Genomic DNA, 16676 nt, shown 5'->3' on the forward strand with positions numbered 1-16676 from the left:
CGTACAGGCTACGGGTCGCCGCGCACGACAGAATGGAGGCGTGACCTCCGCGCCCCTCGCCACCACCTCACCCCGCGTCAGGTGGGCGCTCGCGGTCGTCATCATCCTCGCCGGTGCCGCCATCCCGGTGCTGCGCTACCTCGTCTTCTGGCCGCTCGACCAGTGGCAGGTCGACGTCGAGGTCTACCGCGAGGCGGGGGTCTCCATCCTCACGGGACGACCGATCTACTCGGCCATGACCGAGGCGCCGCAGCTCCTCCCGTTCACGTACCCGCCGTTCGCGGCCGTCATCGCGGTCCCCTTGGCGTTGTTGCCGTTCGGCGCCGTCGGCTGGCTGTGGACGCTCGCCCAGATCGCGGCCACGGCCGCGATCGTCTGGTATGCCGGGTGGCGGCTCATCCACCGCACCGGCCCGCTCGCGCCGCTCACCCTGGCCCTCCTCACGGTGCCGATGCTGTGGCTGCACCCCGTGTCGGACGGCATCCGGTTCGGTCAGGTGAACGCGTTCATGGTGCTGGCCTGCCTCATGGACCTGCGCCGTCCCCGGCCCGGTGTGCTGCGCCGCATCCCACCCGGTGTGCTGGTCGGGCTGGCGATGTCGATCAAGCTGACCCCGGGTGTCTTCGTCGTCCACTACCTCCTGAACCGTCGGTGGAAGGAGGCCCTGACCGCGGTCGGCACCGCCGTCGCCGTCACGGTGGGGTCGTGGGTGCTGCTCCCGGAGGCGTCGTTCGCGTTCTGGGGCGGCGCCTTGCAGGACCCGACCCGCCTGGGCCCCAACGCCGGCACCTCCAACCAGAGCATCCGCGGGTTCCTCCTTCGGGTCGGACCCGACGGGGTGCTCGGCGACGCGGTGTGGCTGCTGCTGGTCGCGGTGGTCGGCTTCGTCGGGTTCCAGCTCGCGCGACGCGCCTACCTGGCGGGTGACTCGATCAGCGAGGTCGCCGCGGTCGGCCTGATGGCGGTGCTGTTGTCGCCGGTGGCGTGGATCCACCATCTGCACTGGATGGTGGTGGTGATCTTCGCGGTGCTCGGCGCCGACCCGCTGCGCGACCGTCGACGGCTGGTGGCCGCCGGCGTCGTCACGGCCTTCTTCCTCTGCCGCATGCCCTGGTGGGGCATCACCTGGCTCAACCACCCGGAGTGGCCGCGCTGGATCGGGCGCGTGCTGCAGAACGCCGACACCTTCGGTTCGCTGCTTGCCCTCGCCCTGCTCTGGTGGGCGCTCCACGCCACGCCGCCCACGCGGCATACCCCGTTGTCCGACCGGGACGAGGCGGAGGTCACCGCGTGAGGGTCGCGGTGCTCGACGACTACGCCGACGCGTTCCGCGCGCTGCCGTGCGCGAAGCGGCTGGCGGGGCACGAGGTGGTCGCGTTCACCGACACCGTGAGGGGAGACGCGCTCGTGGAGCGCCTGGACGGCTTCGACGCAGTGGTGCTGCTGCAGCAGCGGACGGCACTCCCGCGCGAGGTGGTCGAGCGGCTGACGACGCTGCGGTTGGTCAGCCAGACCGGTCGCAACACGAGCCACCTCGCCCTCGACGCGCTGGCGTCGCGAGGCATCGTGGTGAGCGCCGGCGGAGCAGGTGGGCCGAACGCGACGGCCGAGCTGACCTGGGCGCTCATCCTCGCCGCCCAGCGACACCTCCCGGACGAGGTGGCGGCGCTGCGCGAGGGCCGGTGGCAGTCCACCGTCGGCACCGGGCTGCACGCGAAAACCCTTGGGGTCTATGGCCTCGGACGGATCGGCGGACTCGTCGCCGAGGTCGGGCGGGCGTTCGGGATGCGGGTCGTGGTGTGGGGGCGCGCGGGCTCGCTCAGCCGCGCCACCGAGCTCGGGTATGCCGCCGCGGCCAGTCGCGAGGAGTTCTTCCGTGAGTGCGACGTGCTGAGCGTGCACCTGCCGCTCAACGCCGACACCACGGGAGTCATCACCGCCGAGGACCTCGCCCTGATGAAGCCCGACGCGTTGTTCGTCAACACCTCCCGCGCGGGCATCGTCGCCCCGGGGGCGCTCGTGGCCGCCCTCGAAGCCGGTCGCCCCGGCCGCGCCGCGGTCGACGTGTTCGAGAACGAGCCGGTGCTCGACGCCGCCGACCCGCTGCTGGCGCTGCCGACCGTCACGGCCACCCCGCACCTCGGCTACGTCGAGCGCGACGTCCTCGCGGGGCTCTACGACGCCGCCGTCGACCAGGTCCTGGCCTTCGCGACCGGCGCACCCATCAACGTCGTGCCCGGCTGAGCGCGTGGTCGCCTGCGGCGAGCGCTGGGGAATCCGCGGCCGGCGCGATCCATCCGCGGCTCGCGCGCTGGGCGCGCTCCCCGCTCCCGCCAGACCCAGCCAGCGCCGGCCGCGGACCCCAGCGCCCACCGCTGGCTCGCACCCAGCCGGACCATGGCGCAGGTCCATGGGTCGCGGGTAGCCTCCGAACGTGGCGAAGCCGACCATCCTGGCCGTCGACGACGACCCTGTGGTGTCGAAGGCGATCACCCGAGACCTGCGCGACCGGTTCGGCGCGGACTTCCGGGTCGCCGGTGCCACGTCGGGTCCGGGCGCACTCGAGCTGTTGACCGAGTTCACCCTGCGGGGACGGCCGGTGGCGCTCGTGGTGTCCGACCAGCGGATGCCGGGGATGACCGGGATCGAGCTGCTCGAGCGCGTGCGCAGCGTCAGCCCGGACACCAAGCTGCTGCTGCTGACGGCCTACGCCGACACCGACGTGGCCATCCGGGCGATCAACGACATCGGCCTCGACTACTACATGCTCAAGCCCTGGGACCCCCCGGAGGAGAAGCTCTACCCCGTCGTGGAGGACCTGCTCGGCGACTGGCAGGACGGCCACCGCGACACCGCCGACCAGGTGCGCGTGGTCGGCCACCGCTGGTCAGACCGCAGTCAGGAGGTCAAGACGTTCCTCGCGCGCAACCACGTCCCCTACGCGTGGCTCGACGTCGAACGTGACGACGGCGCCGATGAGCTGGTGGAGCTGGCGGGGGCCCAGCCGGCCGACCTGCCGCTCGTGCTCGTGCCGGAGGGTGAGCCGCTGAGGAGCCCGAGCAACCGTGAGCTGGCTGCTGCCCTCGGTCTGCACACCCTCGCCGATGCCCCCCTCTACGACCTGTGCATCGTGGGCGGGGGTCCGGCCGGCCTCGCGGCTGCCGTCTACGCCTCGTCGGAGGGGCTGCGGACCGTGGTGGTCGAACGCGACGCACCGGGTGGGCAGGCCGGGCAGAGCGCCTCGATCGAGAACTACCTCGGCTTCCCGAAGGGGCTCTCCGGGGCCGACCTCACCCACCGGGCGGTGGCGCAGGTGGCACGGTTCGGCGCGGAGATGGTCGTGGCCCGGGAAGCCGTGGGGCTGCGACTCAAGGGACCGGTGCGCTCGATCGTCATCGACGACGCCGACGAGCTCGAGGCGCGGTCGGTGCTCATCGCCACGGGCGTCTCCTACCGGCGGCTCGACGCGGAGGGGATCGAGGAGCTGGGTGCCCGTGGCGTCCACTACGGGGCTTCGGCGAGTGAGGCGGCCCAGTGCGAGGGCGAGGAGGTCTACCTGGTCGGGGCCGCGAACTCCGCGGGCCAGGCGGCGCTCAACCTGGCGCGGTACGCCAAACGGGTCGTCATGCTCGTCCGGGGTGCCGGGCTCGAGCTCACCATGTCGCAGTACCTCGTCGAGCGGATCACGGCCTGCACGAACATCGAGGTGCGGGTCGGCTGCGAGGTGGTCGCCGCCAGGGGCGAGGAGCACCTCGAGTCGTTGACCCTGCGCGACCGCGGCACCGGCGAGACCGAAGAGGTCGACACCTCGTGGCTGTTCGTCTTCATCGGCGCGATGCCGCGCACCGACTGGCTCGGCGACGACGTGCTGCGTGACGACCACGGCTTCGTCGTGACCGGACCGGAGCTGCTGCAGCGTTCTGGCCGGTCGGCCTGGCCCGAGGAGCGGGCTCCCTACGCGCTGGAGACGAGCGTGCCCGGAGTGTTCGCCGCCGGCGACGTGCGGCTCGACTCGATGAAGCGGGTCGCGTCCGCCGTGGGCGAGGGTGGCATGGCCGTCCACCTCGTGCACCGGTTCCTGGCCACGACATGAGTGCCACCAGGTGAGCGCGGAGGAGCTGGCGCACATCGCGCTGTTCGACGGCCTCACGGCCGAGCAGCGCGACCGGCTCTGGACGGCCGGGACCGAGTGGTCGTTCGACGTCGGCGACGAGGCCTTCCGTGAGGGCACGCCGGCCGACTTCTGGTGGGTGCTGCTCGAGGGGTCGCTCACCCTCGTGCGCCGGGTCGGCCACCAGGAGACCGAGCTCGGGATGATGACCAACCCCGGCCAGTGGGCCGGGGGCTTCCGGGCGTGGGACGCCCATGGTGTCTACATGGCGACGGCCCGCGCCGCGACCCCCGGACGCATGTTGCGGGTGCCGGCGGAGTCCCTCGGCGAGGTGGCCCGGGAGTGGTTCCCGTTCGGGGTCCACCTGATCGGCGGCCTCGTCAACACGGTGCGCAGCATCGAGGCCAAGGCCCGCCAGCGCGAGTCGCTGGTCGCGCTCGGCACGCTGGCCGCGGGTCTGGCCCACGAGATCAACAACCCTGCCTCGGCGGCGACCCGCTCCGTCGACGCCCTCGACCGAGCCACCGCGGCGCTCGCCTCGTCGCTGCGCCGACTGGCCGAGAGCGCGGCCACGCCCCAGCAGTTCGTCGCGCTCGACACCCTGCGCCGTTCGGTCAGGGCGATCGGTGGCGAGCAGGACGCGGTGGCCGCCGCCGACCGCGAGGAGGAGCTGTCGGCCTGGCTGGTGCGCCACGACGTGGACCGCGACTGGGTGATCGCCCCACCCTTCGCGGCAGCCGGCGCCGACGTGGGCGTGCTCGACCAGGTCGCCGAGGCCCTCGAGCCCGCGCAGCTGGCCCCTGCTCTCGAGTGGATGGCCAGCTCCCTGACCGTCGACGCCCTACTCGGCGAGATCCGCGAGGCGACGCACCGCGTCTCCGAGCTGGTCGGGGCCGTGCGGTCGTACTCCCAACTCGACCGCGCCCTGGTGCAGCAGACCGACGTCACCGAAGGTCTCGAGAGCACCCTCGTCATGCTGGGGCACAAGCTGCGCGGGGGCGTGACGGTGGTGCGTGACTACGCGGCGGACCTCCCGCGGGTCGAGGCCATCCCGGGTGAGCTCAACCAGGTGTGGACGAACCTCATCGACAACGCGGTCGACGCGATGGAGGGCGCTGGCACCCTGTGGCTCACCGTCCGGGACGCCGAGCCGGGCGTCGTCGTGGAGGTCGCCGACGACGGACCCGGCGTGCCGGACGACGTGGTGGCCCACGCGTTCGAGCCGTTCTTCACCACCAAGGAGGTGGGCAAGGGCACCGGGCTGGGCCTGGACATCTCGCGACGGATCGTCGTGGAGCGGCACGGCGGCGAGATCTCGCTCGGGGCACGGGCCGGCGGCGGCGCGCTCGTCCGGGTGCGGCTCCCGCTGCGGGCCGCCGAGGGCTGACCGGTCTCGGCGGCCGGAGGGGATTCCGCGACCGGCGCGATCCATCCGCGGCTCGCGCGCTGGGCGCGCTCCCCGCTCCCGCCAGACCCAGCCAGCGCCGGCCGCGGCTCACTGGAACAGGATGGCTCCGGCTGCGGCTGAGGCGAGCATCGACCGGGCGTCGTGGCCGACTCCCGGCACCACGGACAGGGTGTGGGCCGAGGGGCTGAAGCCGAGCTGGGCGGCGAGGTGGTCGTGGAAGTGCTGACCGCGCTCGAGCCGGTTCCAGCCCTGGGCGTCGGCTTCGCAGCCGGTGTCCAGGTCGGGGTCGCGCTCGGTGTCGGAGCCGCCGAGGAGGATGGCGACGCGGTGGGCGGCATACCGCTGGGGGATCGCGCCGTGGGCGCTCATGTAGGTGTTGAGGCCGTCGAGCCCGTACTTCCAGGTGTTGTAGCCGGGGCACCCGGTCACGGTCTGGAGGGTGCCGTCGGCCGCCCAGCGTCGCCCGTCGAGGTAGGCGTAGCTCGACGGGTTCATCGGCACGAACGCCGCGAACGGGGCGTCGCTCCCTTCCGCGTAACGCTGCACGAGCTGGCCGCCCGCGGAGTGGCCGACGACCACGAGCCGCACGCTGGCGCCATACGTCTGGCGGGCCGCCGCGGCGAGCTGGTCCAGGGCGGTGAAGCTCGACACGCGGGGCCCCTCGGCGTTGGTGCTGAGGTTGCCTTCGCGCCACCCCGAGCCCCACGTCAGGTGGGGTTCGCCGCTCGGTGCCGGGTCGGTCCGGAAGGAGGGGGCGACGACGAGGGTCGTGCCGAGGACACCGGCGGCGCTGGCGGCGTCCATCGCGTACCGGGCGTAGTCGCAGTAGTTGCCCGAACTGCCGTGGATGACGAAGACGACGCGTCGCACCGAGCCGACCTTGTGGGTGAGCGAGCCGTTGCCGCAGTAGTCCAGGATCGCCGTGCCGACGGTGAAGGGCCGGCTCGACGGTGCGGCCGTGGTGCTGGCGTCCGCTCGCGACGCGCAGAGGCAGGCTCCGACGACGAGGCAGAGGGCGGCCGTCGCGCGTCCGGTGCGCGCGGTCGCGGTGCCGTGGACTGTGGATTTCTGGGGGATGCTCATGACGACCGCCTGCCTTGACATCGGGGGATGCCGGGAAGACGGTCCGGGAGCCTGGCGCGTTACGCGGTGCGGCGCCGGGCTACCGGGCGAAGACGTCCGCCGCCGCGGCCGCCATGGCGGCGTGGTCGTGGGCAACGCCGGGGACGACCTGGAGGGTCCAGTGGAAGGGGGTGTCGAGGTCGCGAGCCTGTGCGCTGGCCACCTGGTAGAAGCGCTGGCCCCTGTCGATGCGGGTGGGGCCCTGGCGGCTCGCCCCGTCGTCCTGCCGGAGGTTCTCCTCCTCGACGTCGTCACTCCCGAGCAGGACGGTCAGGTCGCGGTTCAGGAGCGTCGGCAGGTCGACCGGACGCGGCGCGTCCGCCAAGCCGTAGGGGAAGGTGACGTCGGGGTCGGGCTCGGTGTACCACCCGGCGTTGGCCGCGACGGCCCGTCGCACCGGTGCGTGCGGGACGAACTCGAGGTAGCGGTGGACGAACTGGGCGCCGGCCGAGTGGCCGAAGAGGTCGAAGGACGCGTCATGGACCCCGCTCCTCGCCCTCGCCTCCTCGACCAGCGGCTCGAGGTAGGAGAAGGTCCAGGCCGAGGGTGACACCGGGTCACCGGAGTCGTCGACCACTCCGCCGAGGTTGTATGCCGCCACTCCCGGGAAGTCCGCACGGTCGAACTCGGGCGCGACCACCACCCACGGGTGGTGCGCGATGAGGGGCACCCACGAGTCGCGGTACTCGGCGGCGTTGCGGTTGGTGCCGTGCATCACCACGACGATGCGGCCACCGGCCACGTCGCCGGAGCCCACGGCATAGAAGACCTTGATGGGGGTGCGCCCGGGTGGTGCGAACTCGAACGATCCCGTGTCGTGCGGCCCCCAGGGCTCGTCGGTCGGGTGGCCACAGGCCGCACTCACGGCGATCGTCACGAGGAGCACCATCCAGGTCAGTCGGGGGCGTCGCATCAGAAGGAGATCGATGCGGTGTTCTGGGTCCACGTCACCGGGGTGCCGAGCACCCGCTGTGCGGCGGCGCGGGTGACGGCGGGGCACGGTCGGGCGACGTAGCCGTCGAGCAGGTTGTCGGTCTGCACGCAGTCGAGCCGCAGCGTCCCGCGTCCGGTCGCGTCCCAGCGGAGGTGGGCCACCGCGCCGACACCGACCTTGCCGTAGCTCGCGAAACGGCCCGGCGCACCGAAGGCGAGGTTGCCCAGGCCGTAGGCGACGGGGGTGCCACGCAGCAGCTCGACCGGCTGGAGGACGTGCGCGCCCGTGCCGATGACCGCGTCGTAGCCGGCGTCGACGAGCACGCCGGCCCAGTACCGCTGTTGGGCGTTGACGTCGGCGTAGTTGTCGCCCCAGTGGACGAACGCGACGATCTTCGTGGCCCCGGCCGCCCGGGCCGTGAGCACTCCGCGCTCGACCCGGTCGAGGCTCAGCGGCACCATGCCCGCAGTGGTCTCGGTGCTGCGGTGCATGGGCCCGAAGTTCTCGCCGAAGGCGACCACCGCGATGGTCTCCTGCGGGGAGCTCAGGACCAGCGGCCGCATGGCCTCGGCGCGGTTGGCCCCGGCGCCGAAGGTCGCCATTCCCGCTGCCTGCGCGAGCTGCTGCGTCTGGGTGAGCCCGGTCGCACCCCGGTCCATCGCGTGGTTGTTGCCCAGGCCCAGGACGTCGACGCCCGCGCGGGCCAGGGCGGCGGCTCCCCGGGGGTCCACGGCATACGAGTACTTCGCTCCGGGGTTCGCCGGGCTGGCGACGGTGGTGATGGGTCCCTCGGCATTGACGATGGTGACGTCACCACCGAGGAGCGGCTTCACCCCGCCGAGCAGGGCGTCGTGGCCGTTGGTGTCGATGAGGTGCTGGGCCCCGTCACCGAGCATGGTGTCGCCGGCGAAGGTGAGGTCGAGGTGGCCGTCCGGGCCTGCCGAGACGGGGCGCGAGACCACCTCGGGGGCGGCGGGAGCAGCCACGGCGAGCTGCCACCCGACCGAGGCGAGGCACACCGACGTCACGGCGGTCAGGGCGGCCATCAGCCGCCGGTCACGGGTCAGGTGGTGGCGGGCCATCGGCTCTCCTGGTGGTTTCGACCGGTCCATTGCTCTGCGCGGTAGGTCCCGCCGTCCGTGACCTCGGTGAGACGGCCCCGCTCGACCACCCAGATCACGTCGGCCTCGGCAAGGTCCTCCGGGTCGTCCGTGCACCACAGCACGGTGCCGCGGTGGCGCAGCACCATGGCACGGGCGAGGATGCGGCTCGCGGGGTCGAGCCCCTCGAACGGACGGTTGAGCAGCAGGATCGGCGGGTTGCCCATCAGGGCGCGGCCGACGGCGATGAGCTGTCGGTCGGCGGGGGAGACGTTCTGCCCGCCCTCGACGAGCCACTCGTCCACCCCCGCGCCACCCAGTCGGGGGAGGGTCTGGTGCAGGCCCAGCCCGAAGGCGACCCGCTGAACCTCCTCGGGCGTCGACGACCGGGCCGAGTAGGTGAGGTTGCGGGTGACCGTCCCGCGCATCAGCGGGAGGTCGGGAGCCACCATCCCGACCGCGCGCCCGATGGAGCTGGGGGCCGTCTCGACGAGGTCCTGGTCGTCGACGATCACGACGCCGCCGTCGGGGTCCACGAGGCGGGCCACCAGGTCGAGCACGGTCGCGGCCCCCGAGTCGGCGCCGCCGGCGATCGCCACGACCGTGCCCGGCTCGACCAGGGCGGTCAGCCCGTCGAGCGAGTCGTCCACGGTGACGTCGTTGAACCGGATCTCGCCACGTCGCACGCGCAGCGGCGGGAGCAGTGCGCTGTCCACGGCCCGGCTCGAGCTGGCGAGGAAGTCGAGGATCTTCTGGCGCGAGACGGTGCCGCGGTGCCAGTAGTCGTGCATCAGCCCCAGGGTGCGCACCGAGCGGGTGAGGAAGCGGGCGACCAGGACCTCGAGCAGCACGGTTGCCGGGAGCACGTCGCCCCGCCGGGCCTGGACGACCCCGGTGGCCACGACGGCGGCGGTGCCGACCATGCTCGTGCCGGTCGCCAGGCCCCGGAGCCTTCCCCGGAGGCCAGCCACCCGTACGAGGGCCCGGTTGAGCGAGTCGTTCTGGCGCGACAGTCGCGCGAACTCACCCCCGGTCCGGCCGGCCACCTGCGTCACGGCCAGGGCGTTGATCTGCTCGGTGATGTTGCCGATGACCAGCGACCGCCGGCGCCGCATCGTGCGGGTCGCCGACCGCATCGCCTGGCCGCTGTAGAGCGAGGCCACCGCGCCCAGGCAGATGACGGCCAGGAGCGCGCAGGCCATCGGCCAGTTGAGGACGAAGGCGGCGGTCAGCCCCGCCACCAACGTGATCGCGGCCGAGGTGCCCTGCAGCTGGCCGCGGCTCAGCCACATCCGCAGCATGCTCAGGTCGCCGGTCAGGCGCAGCAGCAGGCCACCCCGGGCGCGGTGCAGGAGGTGGGCCGGCAGCATCCGCTGCAGGTGGGCGTACATCTCCATCCGCAGGCGCCGGACCACGGCGTAGCCCGCGCGCTCGGTCACCGTGAACTCGATCGCGCGCAGGATGCCCAGGGCGGCACCGAGGCCGGCGAGGACCGCGCAGGCCACCAGCGAGTGGCGGTACTCGCGCTCGGCAGCGAATCCCACCCCGGTCGGCTCGAGCACCTCGACGACCTTCGACAGGATCAGGATGAAGGCGAGCAGGCACGCACCCTGGGCCAGGCCCAGCACGACGACGGCCCAGATCGCCGCTCGTGAGACGCGGAAGCGCTCGCGCTCGGCCGTCGGACCGCCCTGGACCCTGAGGTCCGCGCGACGAGGGCTCTCCGAGGACAGCCGGTGGGGCGGTGGTGCGTCCACGGTCAGCCGGCCTGGTGGAGCACGTCGCTCGAGCGCACCAGCTCGGTGTGGGGCAGGTGGGCGTCTGCCAGCGCGATGAGCTCGGGGTCGAGACCCTCCAGCTCGATCGGCCAGGCCGCGGGGGGTGCCGGCTCGGGCTGCCGGGCCAGGGTGGGATCGATGCCCAGGACGGGCATGACCAGCTCGGGCGCCTGCAGCTCGGGGATCCCCCAGACCGGGAGCCCGGTGGCCTCCTGGGTCTCCCGGATCGCCAGGGGCGACCGCGTGAGCATGCCGGACACCGCGGCCACCTCGAACCCGCGCTCGCGCAGGTAGTCGACCCCGTGCGCTGCCCCCATGGCGTCGGAGGCGGCCAGCACGACGACGTCCAGCAGGTCGTGGACGACCGGCGACGTCAGCAGGAGGCGGTTCTCCTGCTGGAAGACACCGTCGGCGATCTCCACGAAGCTGACCCCGCAACCGGCCGTCGTCAGCTGCGCCACGAGCTGGGTCATCGCGGTCTCGAGGACGGGGATGGGCTGGCGGAACGTCGAGGCGAGCCCGGCGTCGGTGAAGTCGAACATGCGGTGCGCACCGGCATCCAACATGACCCAGTAGTCGTTGCCCGACCCCGTGCCGGTGACCTTGACCGAGCCTGGGCTCACCCCGACCTTGCTCAGCCCGTGCAGCAGGTAGTGCATGGTGGTCGTCTTGCCGGCGTTCATCGACGTGCCGAGGACGGCGACGGTCCGTGGGCGCTCGGCGGGCGGCACGACCTCGGGCATCCGGAAGTCCCAGACATTGAGCGGTCGCCCCAGCTCGTCGCCCACCAGCCCCAGGGGCACAATGTCGGTGGCGCGGCGCACCGACCGGCTCTGCGAGAGGGCCTGCGAGGCGATCCCGCCGGAGGCCACCAGCTGCACCCGCCCCAGCGAGCGGGGCACGTGCGACTCGAACTGGTCGGTGGCGTAGCGGTCGGCGTACGCCACGACCACCAGGTCGCCGTGGTGCAGGGCGCTGCGCCGGCCGTTCGGCTGCTCGATCCGTCGGTGGTGCCCCAACCGCTCGACCTGTGCCAGGACGACGTCACCCGACCGGGGCCGCACGGCCCCGCCGACGAGCGTCTGCATCGCCGACGCGGGCACCCGTCGGGTGGCAAAGCTCTGCCGCGCCCGCCCACTGGTCGCCGCGTCCAACGGCCGCACCCACACGTCCTGTCGAGACATGACCCCTCCTCCAAACCTCGCGAGAACCCAAGGTGTAGAGAGCGGGGGTGGGAGAAAGCGTGACGCGAGCGGCCGGCGCCGGTCAGTGCCTCAGATGGAGATGACCTCGAGGATCTGCAGGACGGTCAGCATCGCCAGGAGGAGGCAGACGCCTCCGCCGACCCGGCGGATCGTGGCCAGCCGGACCCGGGCCAGCAGCGCCCGACCGAGCACGGCCGCCAGGGCCGACACCGCGGCGAGGGCGAGGAAGGCGCCGATGAAGACCGACACGGGTTCCTTGAACTGCAGCACCATCGACGCGGTCAACAGCTGCGAGAGGTCACCCCACTCGGCGAGGAAGAGCACCCCGAACGAGACGCCGACCGCCTTGAGCCCGACCGCGGTCGCCGCACCCTTGTGGGAGAACTCCTCCTCGGTCTCGGCCTCCTCCTCGTCGGCCTTGCCCGCCCCCCGGAGCAGGATGACGCCGCCCACGAGGAACATCAGGGCGGCGAAGATCTCGACCGGCCGCTTCGGGAGCTGGGCCAGGAGGCCACCGACGGTCACGGCGACCAGGGTCTGGACGGCGAACGCGAGGCACACGCCGATCCACACGAAGAGCGGTCGGAACCGGGTGGCCAGCACCAGGGTCGCGATGAACGTCTTGTCCGGCAGCTCGACGAGGAAGATCGCGCCGAAGACGATGGCCATGGTGGCGAGGTGGAAATCCATATCGCGTCGACTCTATCCGCGGCACCCCAATACGCTGACGGGGTGTCCGACTCCCAGACCCTCGCCGTCGCCGCCCTCGCGGTGGCCGGCGTCGCACTGGTGGTCGCACTCGTCGCCGTCGTGCGGGTCGGACGGCTCCGGACCCAGCTGCGCGCGGTCGAGGGGCAGCGCCCGGTCGGCACGGGTGACCTCGCCGCGCTCCGCGCCGACATCGCCCAGGCGTTGCGGCACGTCGCAGTCGTACGCTACGACGCCTTCGGTGACATGGGCGGTCGGCTCTCGTTCAGTGCCGCCGTCGTCGACGACCGCGGCGACGGGCTGGTGTTCTCCTCGATCCACGCCCGCGGCGAGTCCCGCACCTACGCCAAGGGGATCGTGGGTGGCGGCTCCGACGCGACCCTGAGCCCCGAGGAGCAGCAGGCGCTCGCCGCTGCCCGCACCGGATCCCCAGGAGCAGGGACATGACCTCCGTGACCAGACACGGCTACTTCGGCCCGGCAGGCACCTTCACCCAGATGGCGTTGCAGGCGTGGGCGCCGGCGCAGGGGCAGGAGCACGTGCCCCTGCCGTCGGTCGAGGCAGCCCTCAACGCCCTGCGCGCCGGCGAGGTCGACGCCGCCATGGTGYCGATCGAGAACTCTGTCGAGGGGGGCGTGAGCGCCACCCTCGATGCCCTCGCCAGCGGCGACCCCCTGGTCGTGGTGGGGGAGGTGCTGGTGCCCATCACCTTCGTGCTCGCCGCACCGCCCGGTATGCCGCTCGGCCGCGTCCGCGCCGTCGGCACCCACAGCCATGCCTGGGCGCAGGTCCGCGGCTGGATGGGCACCCACCTGCCCGACGCGGCCTACGTCCCGACGTTGTCGACGGCCGCCGCGGCGGCCGGGCTCGCGGGCCCGGATGGCGCGCACGCGGCATACCAGGCAGCGGTGTGCGCGCCCGTCGCTGCGCTGAACCACGGGCTCGACGTGCTCGCGGAGGGCATCGGTGACAACGCCGCCGCGGTGACGCGCTTCGTCTCGGTGGCCCGGCCCGGTCAGCTCCCCGAGCGCACCGGCGCCGACAAGACAACGCTGGTGCTCTTCCAGCGCGACGACCACGCGGGTGGGCTGCTCGAGCTGCTGGAGCAGTTCGCGGTGCGCGGGATCAACATGTCGCGGCTCGAGTCACGCCCGACCAAGTCGTCGATGGGTGACTACTGCTTCTCGATCGACATCGAGGGGCACGTCCTCGACGAGCGGGTCGGCGAGGCGTTGCTCGGCCTCAAGCGGGTGTGCGCCGACGTGCGGTTCCTCGGCAGCTACCCCGCCGCCCACGGCACCGCGGTGCGGGTCACGCCGCACACCAGCGACGCGGCGTTCGGTGAGGCGCGGGCCTGGCTGCACTCCCTCCGCGGCACCTGACCCCAGGGCTACTTCTTCTCGCGCCAGACTCGCTCGAAGGGCAGCCGCCACGCGTGCGGCGCGATGAGCTGGTGGATGGCGTTCGGGCCCCACGAGCCGGCCGGGTAGGGCTTGGCCTCCGGCGGGTTGTCGAGCAGGGGCTGCGACCGCTCCCAGAGTGACTCGATGCCGTCCGCCGTCGTGAACAGCGTGTGGTCGCCACGCATGGCGTCGAGGATGAGTCGCTCGTACGCCTCGAGGACGTCGCCGACCCGCTCGGTCTCGCGGGTGGAGAACTGCATCGAGAGCTTCTCCAGGCGCATGCCGGGGCCGGGGCGCTTGCCGTAGAACGACAGCGACACCTTCGACTCGTCGGCGAGGTCGAAGGTGAGGTGGTCGGGGCCGGCGTTGCCCACGCCCGAGTGCGTCGGGAACATCGACCGCGGCGCCTCCTTGAAGGCGATCGAGATGATCCGCGCGCCCTCGGCCATCCGCTTGCCGGTGCGCAAGTAGAAGGGCACGCCGGCCCAGCGCCAGTTGTCGAGCCCCACCTTGAGCGCGATGAAGGTCTCGGTGTCGGAGTCGCCCGGCACGCCGTCGAGGTCGGTGTAGCCCGCGAACTGACCACGGACGACGTCGGACGGGTCGATCGGGAGCAGCGACCGGAAGACCTTGTTCTTCTCCTCGGAGATGGCCCGCGGCTCGAGGGCGGTCGGCGGCTCCATCGCCACGAACGCGAGCACCTGGAACAGGTGGGTGACGACCATGTCCTTGTAGGCGCCGGTGGCCTCGTAGAAGCTGGCCCGCTCGTCCAGGCCCAGCGTCTCGGGGATGTCGATCTGGATGTGGTCGATGAAGTTGCGGTTCCAGATCGGCTCGAACAGCCCGTTGGCGAACCGGAAGGCCAGGATGTTCTGGGCCGCTTCCTTCCCGAGGAAGTGGTCGATGCGGAAGACCTGGCTCTCGTCGAAGGTCTCGTGCACCGTGTTGTTGAGCGCGATGGCGCTGGTGAGGTCGGTGCCGAAGGGCTTCTCCATGACCACCCGCGAGCGCGCCACGAGGTCGGCGTCGCGCAGCATCTGGATCACGGCGACCGCGGCCTTGGGTGGCACCGAGAGGTAGTGCAGCCGAAGGGTGTCCGGTCCGAGGGACTCCTCGGCGTTCTTCACGGTGGTCGCGAGCGCCTCGGGTCCGGCCGACTGCGGCACGTAGACGAGGTTGTCGTCGAACTTGTCCCACTGCTCCGGGGTCAGCGGGTGGGTGCCGAACTCGTCGACCGCGCGGCGCGCGAACTCGCGGAACTCCTCGTTGCTCATCTCCTCCAGCGAGGTGCCGACGACGCGGATCGCGGGCGCGAGCTCCGACGACACGAGGTGGGCCATCCCCGGCAGCAGCTTGCGTCGCGCGAGGTCACCGGTGGCGCCGAAGAGCACGATGACGTGCGGGTCGGCCTTCTCCAGCGCGGTGCGGGAGCTGCGGGCGTCCGCCGCGGGATACGAGATCGTCTGGGCGGCGCGGTTCGGGGTGGCTTCGGACACGTCCAGATCATGGCACCGGCCGTGCCCACCCGCACCTGTGTGTCCAGCCGGTATGCCGCGCAGCGAGCGGGACTTGACGGGGAGGGTTAGGTGAGGCTTACCTTGGTCTCAATACGCAACATCCGTGTGACGGAAATCAGGTCATCGTGCTCGTCAGCAATGCACTCATCGGACTCCGTGAGGGTCTCGAAGCCGCCCTCGTAGTGGTCATCCTCGTCGCGTTCCTCGTCAAGACGGAGCGCCGTTGGGCCCTGCGGCAGGTCTGGACCGGGGTGGTGGCAGCCGTCGGGCTCTCGGTCGCGATCGGCGCGGTGCTCACCTTCGGCACGCGCCAGCTGTCGTTCGAGACCCAGGAGCTGATCGGCGGGAGCGCCTCGGTCCTCGCCGTCGCGTTCGTCACCGCGATGGTCTTCTGGATGCGCACCGCGGCCCGGACCATCTCCGGTGAGCTCAAGGGCCGGCTCGACCAGGCGCTCTCCGTCGGCGGCTGGGCCGTCGCCCTCGTCGGGTTCCTCGGCGTCGGGCGTGAGGGCCTGGAGACGGCGTTGTTCTTCTATGCGAGCGTCCAGACGGCCGGCGCCGGCACCTCGCAACCGCTGGTCGGGTTCGTGCTGGGGATCGCCGTGGCCGTCGTGCTCGGTGTCCTGATCTATCGCGGGGCGGTGCGGATCAACCTCTCGAAGTTCTTCCGTTACACCGGGATCGCGCTCATCGTGGTCGCGGCCGGGATCCTGTCCTACGGCATCCACGACCTCCAGGAGGCCGCCCTCCTGCCGGGCCTGAACACCCTCGCGTTCGACGTCAGCAGCGTGGTCCCGCCCGACTCCTGGTACGGCACGCTCCTCAAGGGCACGGTGAACTTCACGCCCAGCACGACCTGGCTGCAGGCGGTCGCCTGGACGCTCTACCTCGTCGTGGTCATGACCTTCTTCCTCCGGCCGACACGGACCGCACCCGCCCCGGCCAGCCCTGCGACCGCCGCAGTCGGCACGCCCCACTGAGCTCGAGGAGCACCATGCGCATCACGCCCGTCCCTGCCGGTCTCGGCCTGGTCGTCCTGCTCGCCACGACTGCGTGCACGAGCGCGGGCGACACCGCCGCCACCAGCGCCAAGGGCCCCATCGCGGTCGAGGCCACCGACGCGGCGTGCAAGGTCGAACGCACCGAGGATGCCGCGGGGACGATCGAGTTCACCGTCCGCAACACCGGCTCCAAGGTCAACGAGTTCTACGTCTACGGCGAGGGCGACCAGGTCATCGGTGAGGTCGAGAACATCACCCCGGGCCTGACCCGCACCGTCCACGTCGACGGTGTGAAGCCCGGCACCTACCAGACCGCCTGCAAGCCGGGCATGAAGGGCAACGGCATCCGCGCCGACTTCACCGTCACCGACGCGGCGACCAGCTAGGCG

15 protein-coding genes are annotated in these 16676 nt (G+C 72.1%); 8 read left to right on the forward strand and 7 right to left on the reverse strand.

Going from position 1 to position 16676, the window contains the following annotated elements:
- The first annotated feature begins 40 nt into the window (after positions 1-40).
- From AC1DX8_RS08620 to AC1DX8_RS08635, 4 genes are all read left to right on the forward strand, one after another.
- Complete coding sequence (locus AC1DX8_RS08620; RefSeq protein ID WP_477629503.1) at positions 41-1294, forward strand: glycosyltransferase 87 family protein; 1254 nt, start codon at positions 41-43, stop codon at positions 1292-1294.
- Entirely contained in the window at positions 1291-2244 is a 954-nt protein-coding gene (locus AC1DX8_RS08625; protein ID WP_477629504.1) for a D-2-hydroxyacid dehydrogenase family protein, read from the forward strand. The genes AC1DX8_RS08620 and AC1DX8_RS08625 overlap by 4 nt, the downstream gene beginning before the upstream one ends.
- A gap of 190 nt (positions 2245-2434) precedes the next feature.
- Positions 2435-4093 (forward strand): FAD-dependent oxidoreductase, encoded by a 1659-nt coding sequence (locus AC1DX8_RS08630; RefSeq protein WP_477629505.1) that lies wholly within the window; start codon positions 2435-2437, stop codon positions 4091-4093.
- 10 nt (positions 4094-4103) lie between these two features.
- Positions 4104-5498 carry an ATP-binding protein gene (locus AC1DX8_RS08635; RefSeq protein WP_477629506.1) on the forward strand — a complete coding sequence of 465 codons (1395 nt, stop codon included), beginning with the start codon at positions 4104-4106 and terminating at the stop codon, positions 5496-5498.
- Positions 5499-5606: 108 nt separating this feature from the next.
- On the opposite strand, the gene AC1DX8_RS08640 is transcribed toward AC1DX8_RS08635, so the two are convergent.
- The 6 genes from AC1DX8_RS08640 to AC1DX8_RS08665 all read right to left on the reverse strand — a co-directional run bounded on the left by AC1DX8_RS08640 (position 5607) and on the right by AC1DX8_RS08665 (position 12348).
- Positions 5607-6602 (reverse strand): alpha/beta fold hydrolase, encoded by a 996-nt coding sequence (locus AC1DX8_RS08640; protein ID WP_477629507.1) that lies wholly within the window; start codon positions 6600-6602, stop codon positions 5607-5609.
- A gap of 79 nt (positions 6603-6681) precedes the next feature.
- Positions 6682-7554, reverse strand: a complete 873-nt coding sequence (locus AC1DX8_RS08645; protein WP_477629508.1) for an alpha/beta fold hydrolase — start codon at positions 7552-7554, stop codon at positions 6682-6684.
- Positions 7554-8657 (reverse strand): CapA family protein, encoded by a 1104-nt coding sequence (locus tag AC1DX8_RS08650; protein ID WP_477629509.1) that lies wholly within the window; start codon positions 8655-8657, stop codon positions 7554-7556. Before AC1DX8_RS08650 ends, AC1DX8_RS08645 begins: the two co-directional genes overlap by 1 nt.
- Positions 8639-10432: an ABC transporter transmembrane domain-containing protein gene (locus AC1DX8_RS08655; protein ID WP_477629510.1), complete on the reverse strand. Its 1794-nt coding sequence runs from the start codon at positions 10430-10432 to the stop codon at positions 8639-8641. The genes AC1DX8_RS08650 and AC1DX8_RS08655 overlap by 19 nt, the downstream gene beginning before the upstream one ends.
- A gap of 2 nt (positions 10433-10434) precedes the next feature.
- Positions 10435-11637, reverse strand: a complete 1203-nt coding sequence (locus AC1DX8_RS08660; protein ID WP_477629511.1) for a DUF1611 domain-containing protein — start codon at positions 11635-11637, stop codon at positions 10435-10437.
- Positions 11638-11727: 90 nt separating this feature from the next.
- On the reverse strand, positions 11728-12348 hold the full coding sequence (locus tag AC1DX8_RS08665) for a TMEM165/GDT1 family protein (RefSeq protein WP_477629512.1): 621 nt from the start codon (positions 12346-12348) through the stop codon (positions 11728-11730).
- A gap of 42 nt (positions 12349-12390) precedes the next feature.
- Here AC1DX8_RS08665 and AC1DX8_RS08670 point away from each other — a divergent pair, with 42 nt between their 5' ends.
- Both AC1DX8_RS08670 and pheA read left to right on the forward strand, forming a co-directional pair.
- Complete coding sequence (locus AC1DX8_RS08670; protein WP_477629513.1) at positions 12391-12813, forward strand: DUF4446 family protein; 423 nt, start codon at positions 12391-12393, stop codon at positions 12811-12813.
- On the forward strand, positions 12810-13748 hold the full coding sequence (pheA, locus tag AC1DX8_RS08675; RefSeq protein WP_477629514.1) for a prephenate dehydratase: 939 nt from the start codon (positions 12810-12812) through the stop codon (positions 13746-13748). Before AC1DX8_RS08670 ends, pheA begins: the two co-directional genes overlap by 4 nt.
- Before the next feature lie 8 nt (positions 13749-13756).
- Here pheA and zwf read toward each other — a convergent pair whose 3' ends face one another.
- Positions 13757-15265, reverse strand: a complete 1509-nt coding sequence (gene zwf, locus AC1DX8_RS08680) for a glucose-6-phosphate dehydrogenase (protein ID WP_477629515.1) — start codon at positions 15263-15265, stop codon at positions 13757-13759.
- Between the two features lie 146 nt (positions 15266-15411).
- Between zwf and efeU the strand changes: the two genes are divergently transcribed.
- Both efeU and AC1DX8_RS08690 read left to right on the forward strand, forming a co-directional pair.
- Positions 15412-16266 carry an iron uptake transporter permease EfeU gene (efeU, locus tag AC1DX8_RS08685; RefSeq protein ID WP_477629516.1) on the forward strand — a complete coding sequence of 285 codons (855 nt, stop codon included), beginning with the start codon at positions 15412-15414 and terminating at the stop codon, positions 16264-16266.
- 14 nt (positions 16267-16280) lie between these two features.
- The gene (locus tag AC1DX8_RS08690) at positions 16281-16673 is read left to right on the forward strand and encodes a cupredoxin domain-containing protein (RefSeq protein ID WP_477629517.1); all 393 of its coding nucleotides are present in this window, start codon (positions 16281-16283) and stop codon (positions 16671-16673) included.
- Positions 16674-16676 lie beyond the last annotated feature (3 nt).

The organism is Pedococcus sp. P2_A3, assembly GCF_056405035.1.

Coding starts and splice junctions, on each gene's coding strand:
- AC1DX8_RS08640 (WP_477629507.1), bottom strand. CDS start 6,602: ATGAGCATCCCCCAGAAATCCACAGTCCACGGCACCGCGACCGCGCGC.
- AC1DX8_RS08645 (WP_477629508.1), bottom strand. CDS start 7,554: ATGCGACGCCCCCGACTGACCTGGATGGTGCTCCTCGTGACGATCGCC.
- AC1DX8_RS08650 (WP_477629509.1), bottom strand. CDS start 8,657: ATGGCCCGCCACCACCTGACCCGTGACCGGCGGCTGATGGCCGCCCTG.
- AC1DX8_RS08660 (WP_477629511.1), bottom strand. CDS start 11,637: ATGTCTCGACAGGACGTGTGGGTGCGGCCGTTGGACGCGGCGACCAGT.
- AC1DX8_RS08665 (WP_477629512.1), bottom strand. CDS start 12,348: ATGGATTTCCACCTCGCCACCATGGCCATCGTCTTCGGCGCGATCTTC.
- AC1DX8_RS08690 (WP_477629517.1), top strand. CDS start 16,281: ATGCGCATCACGCCCGTCCCTGCCGGTCTCGGCCTGGTCGTCCTGCTC.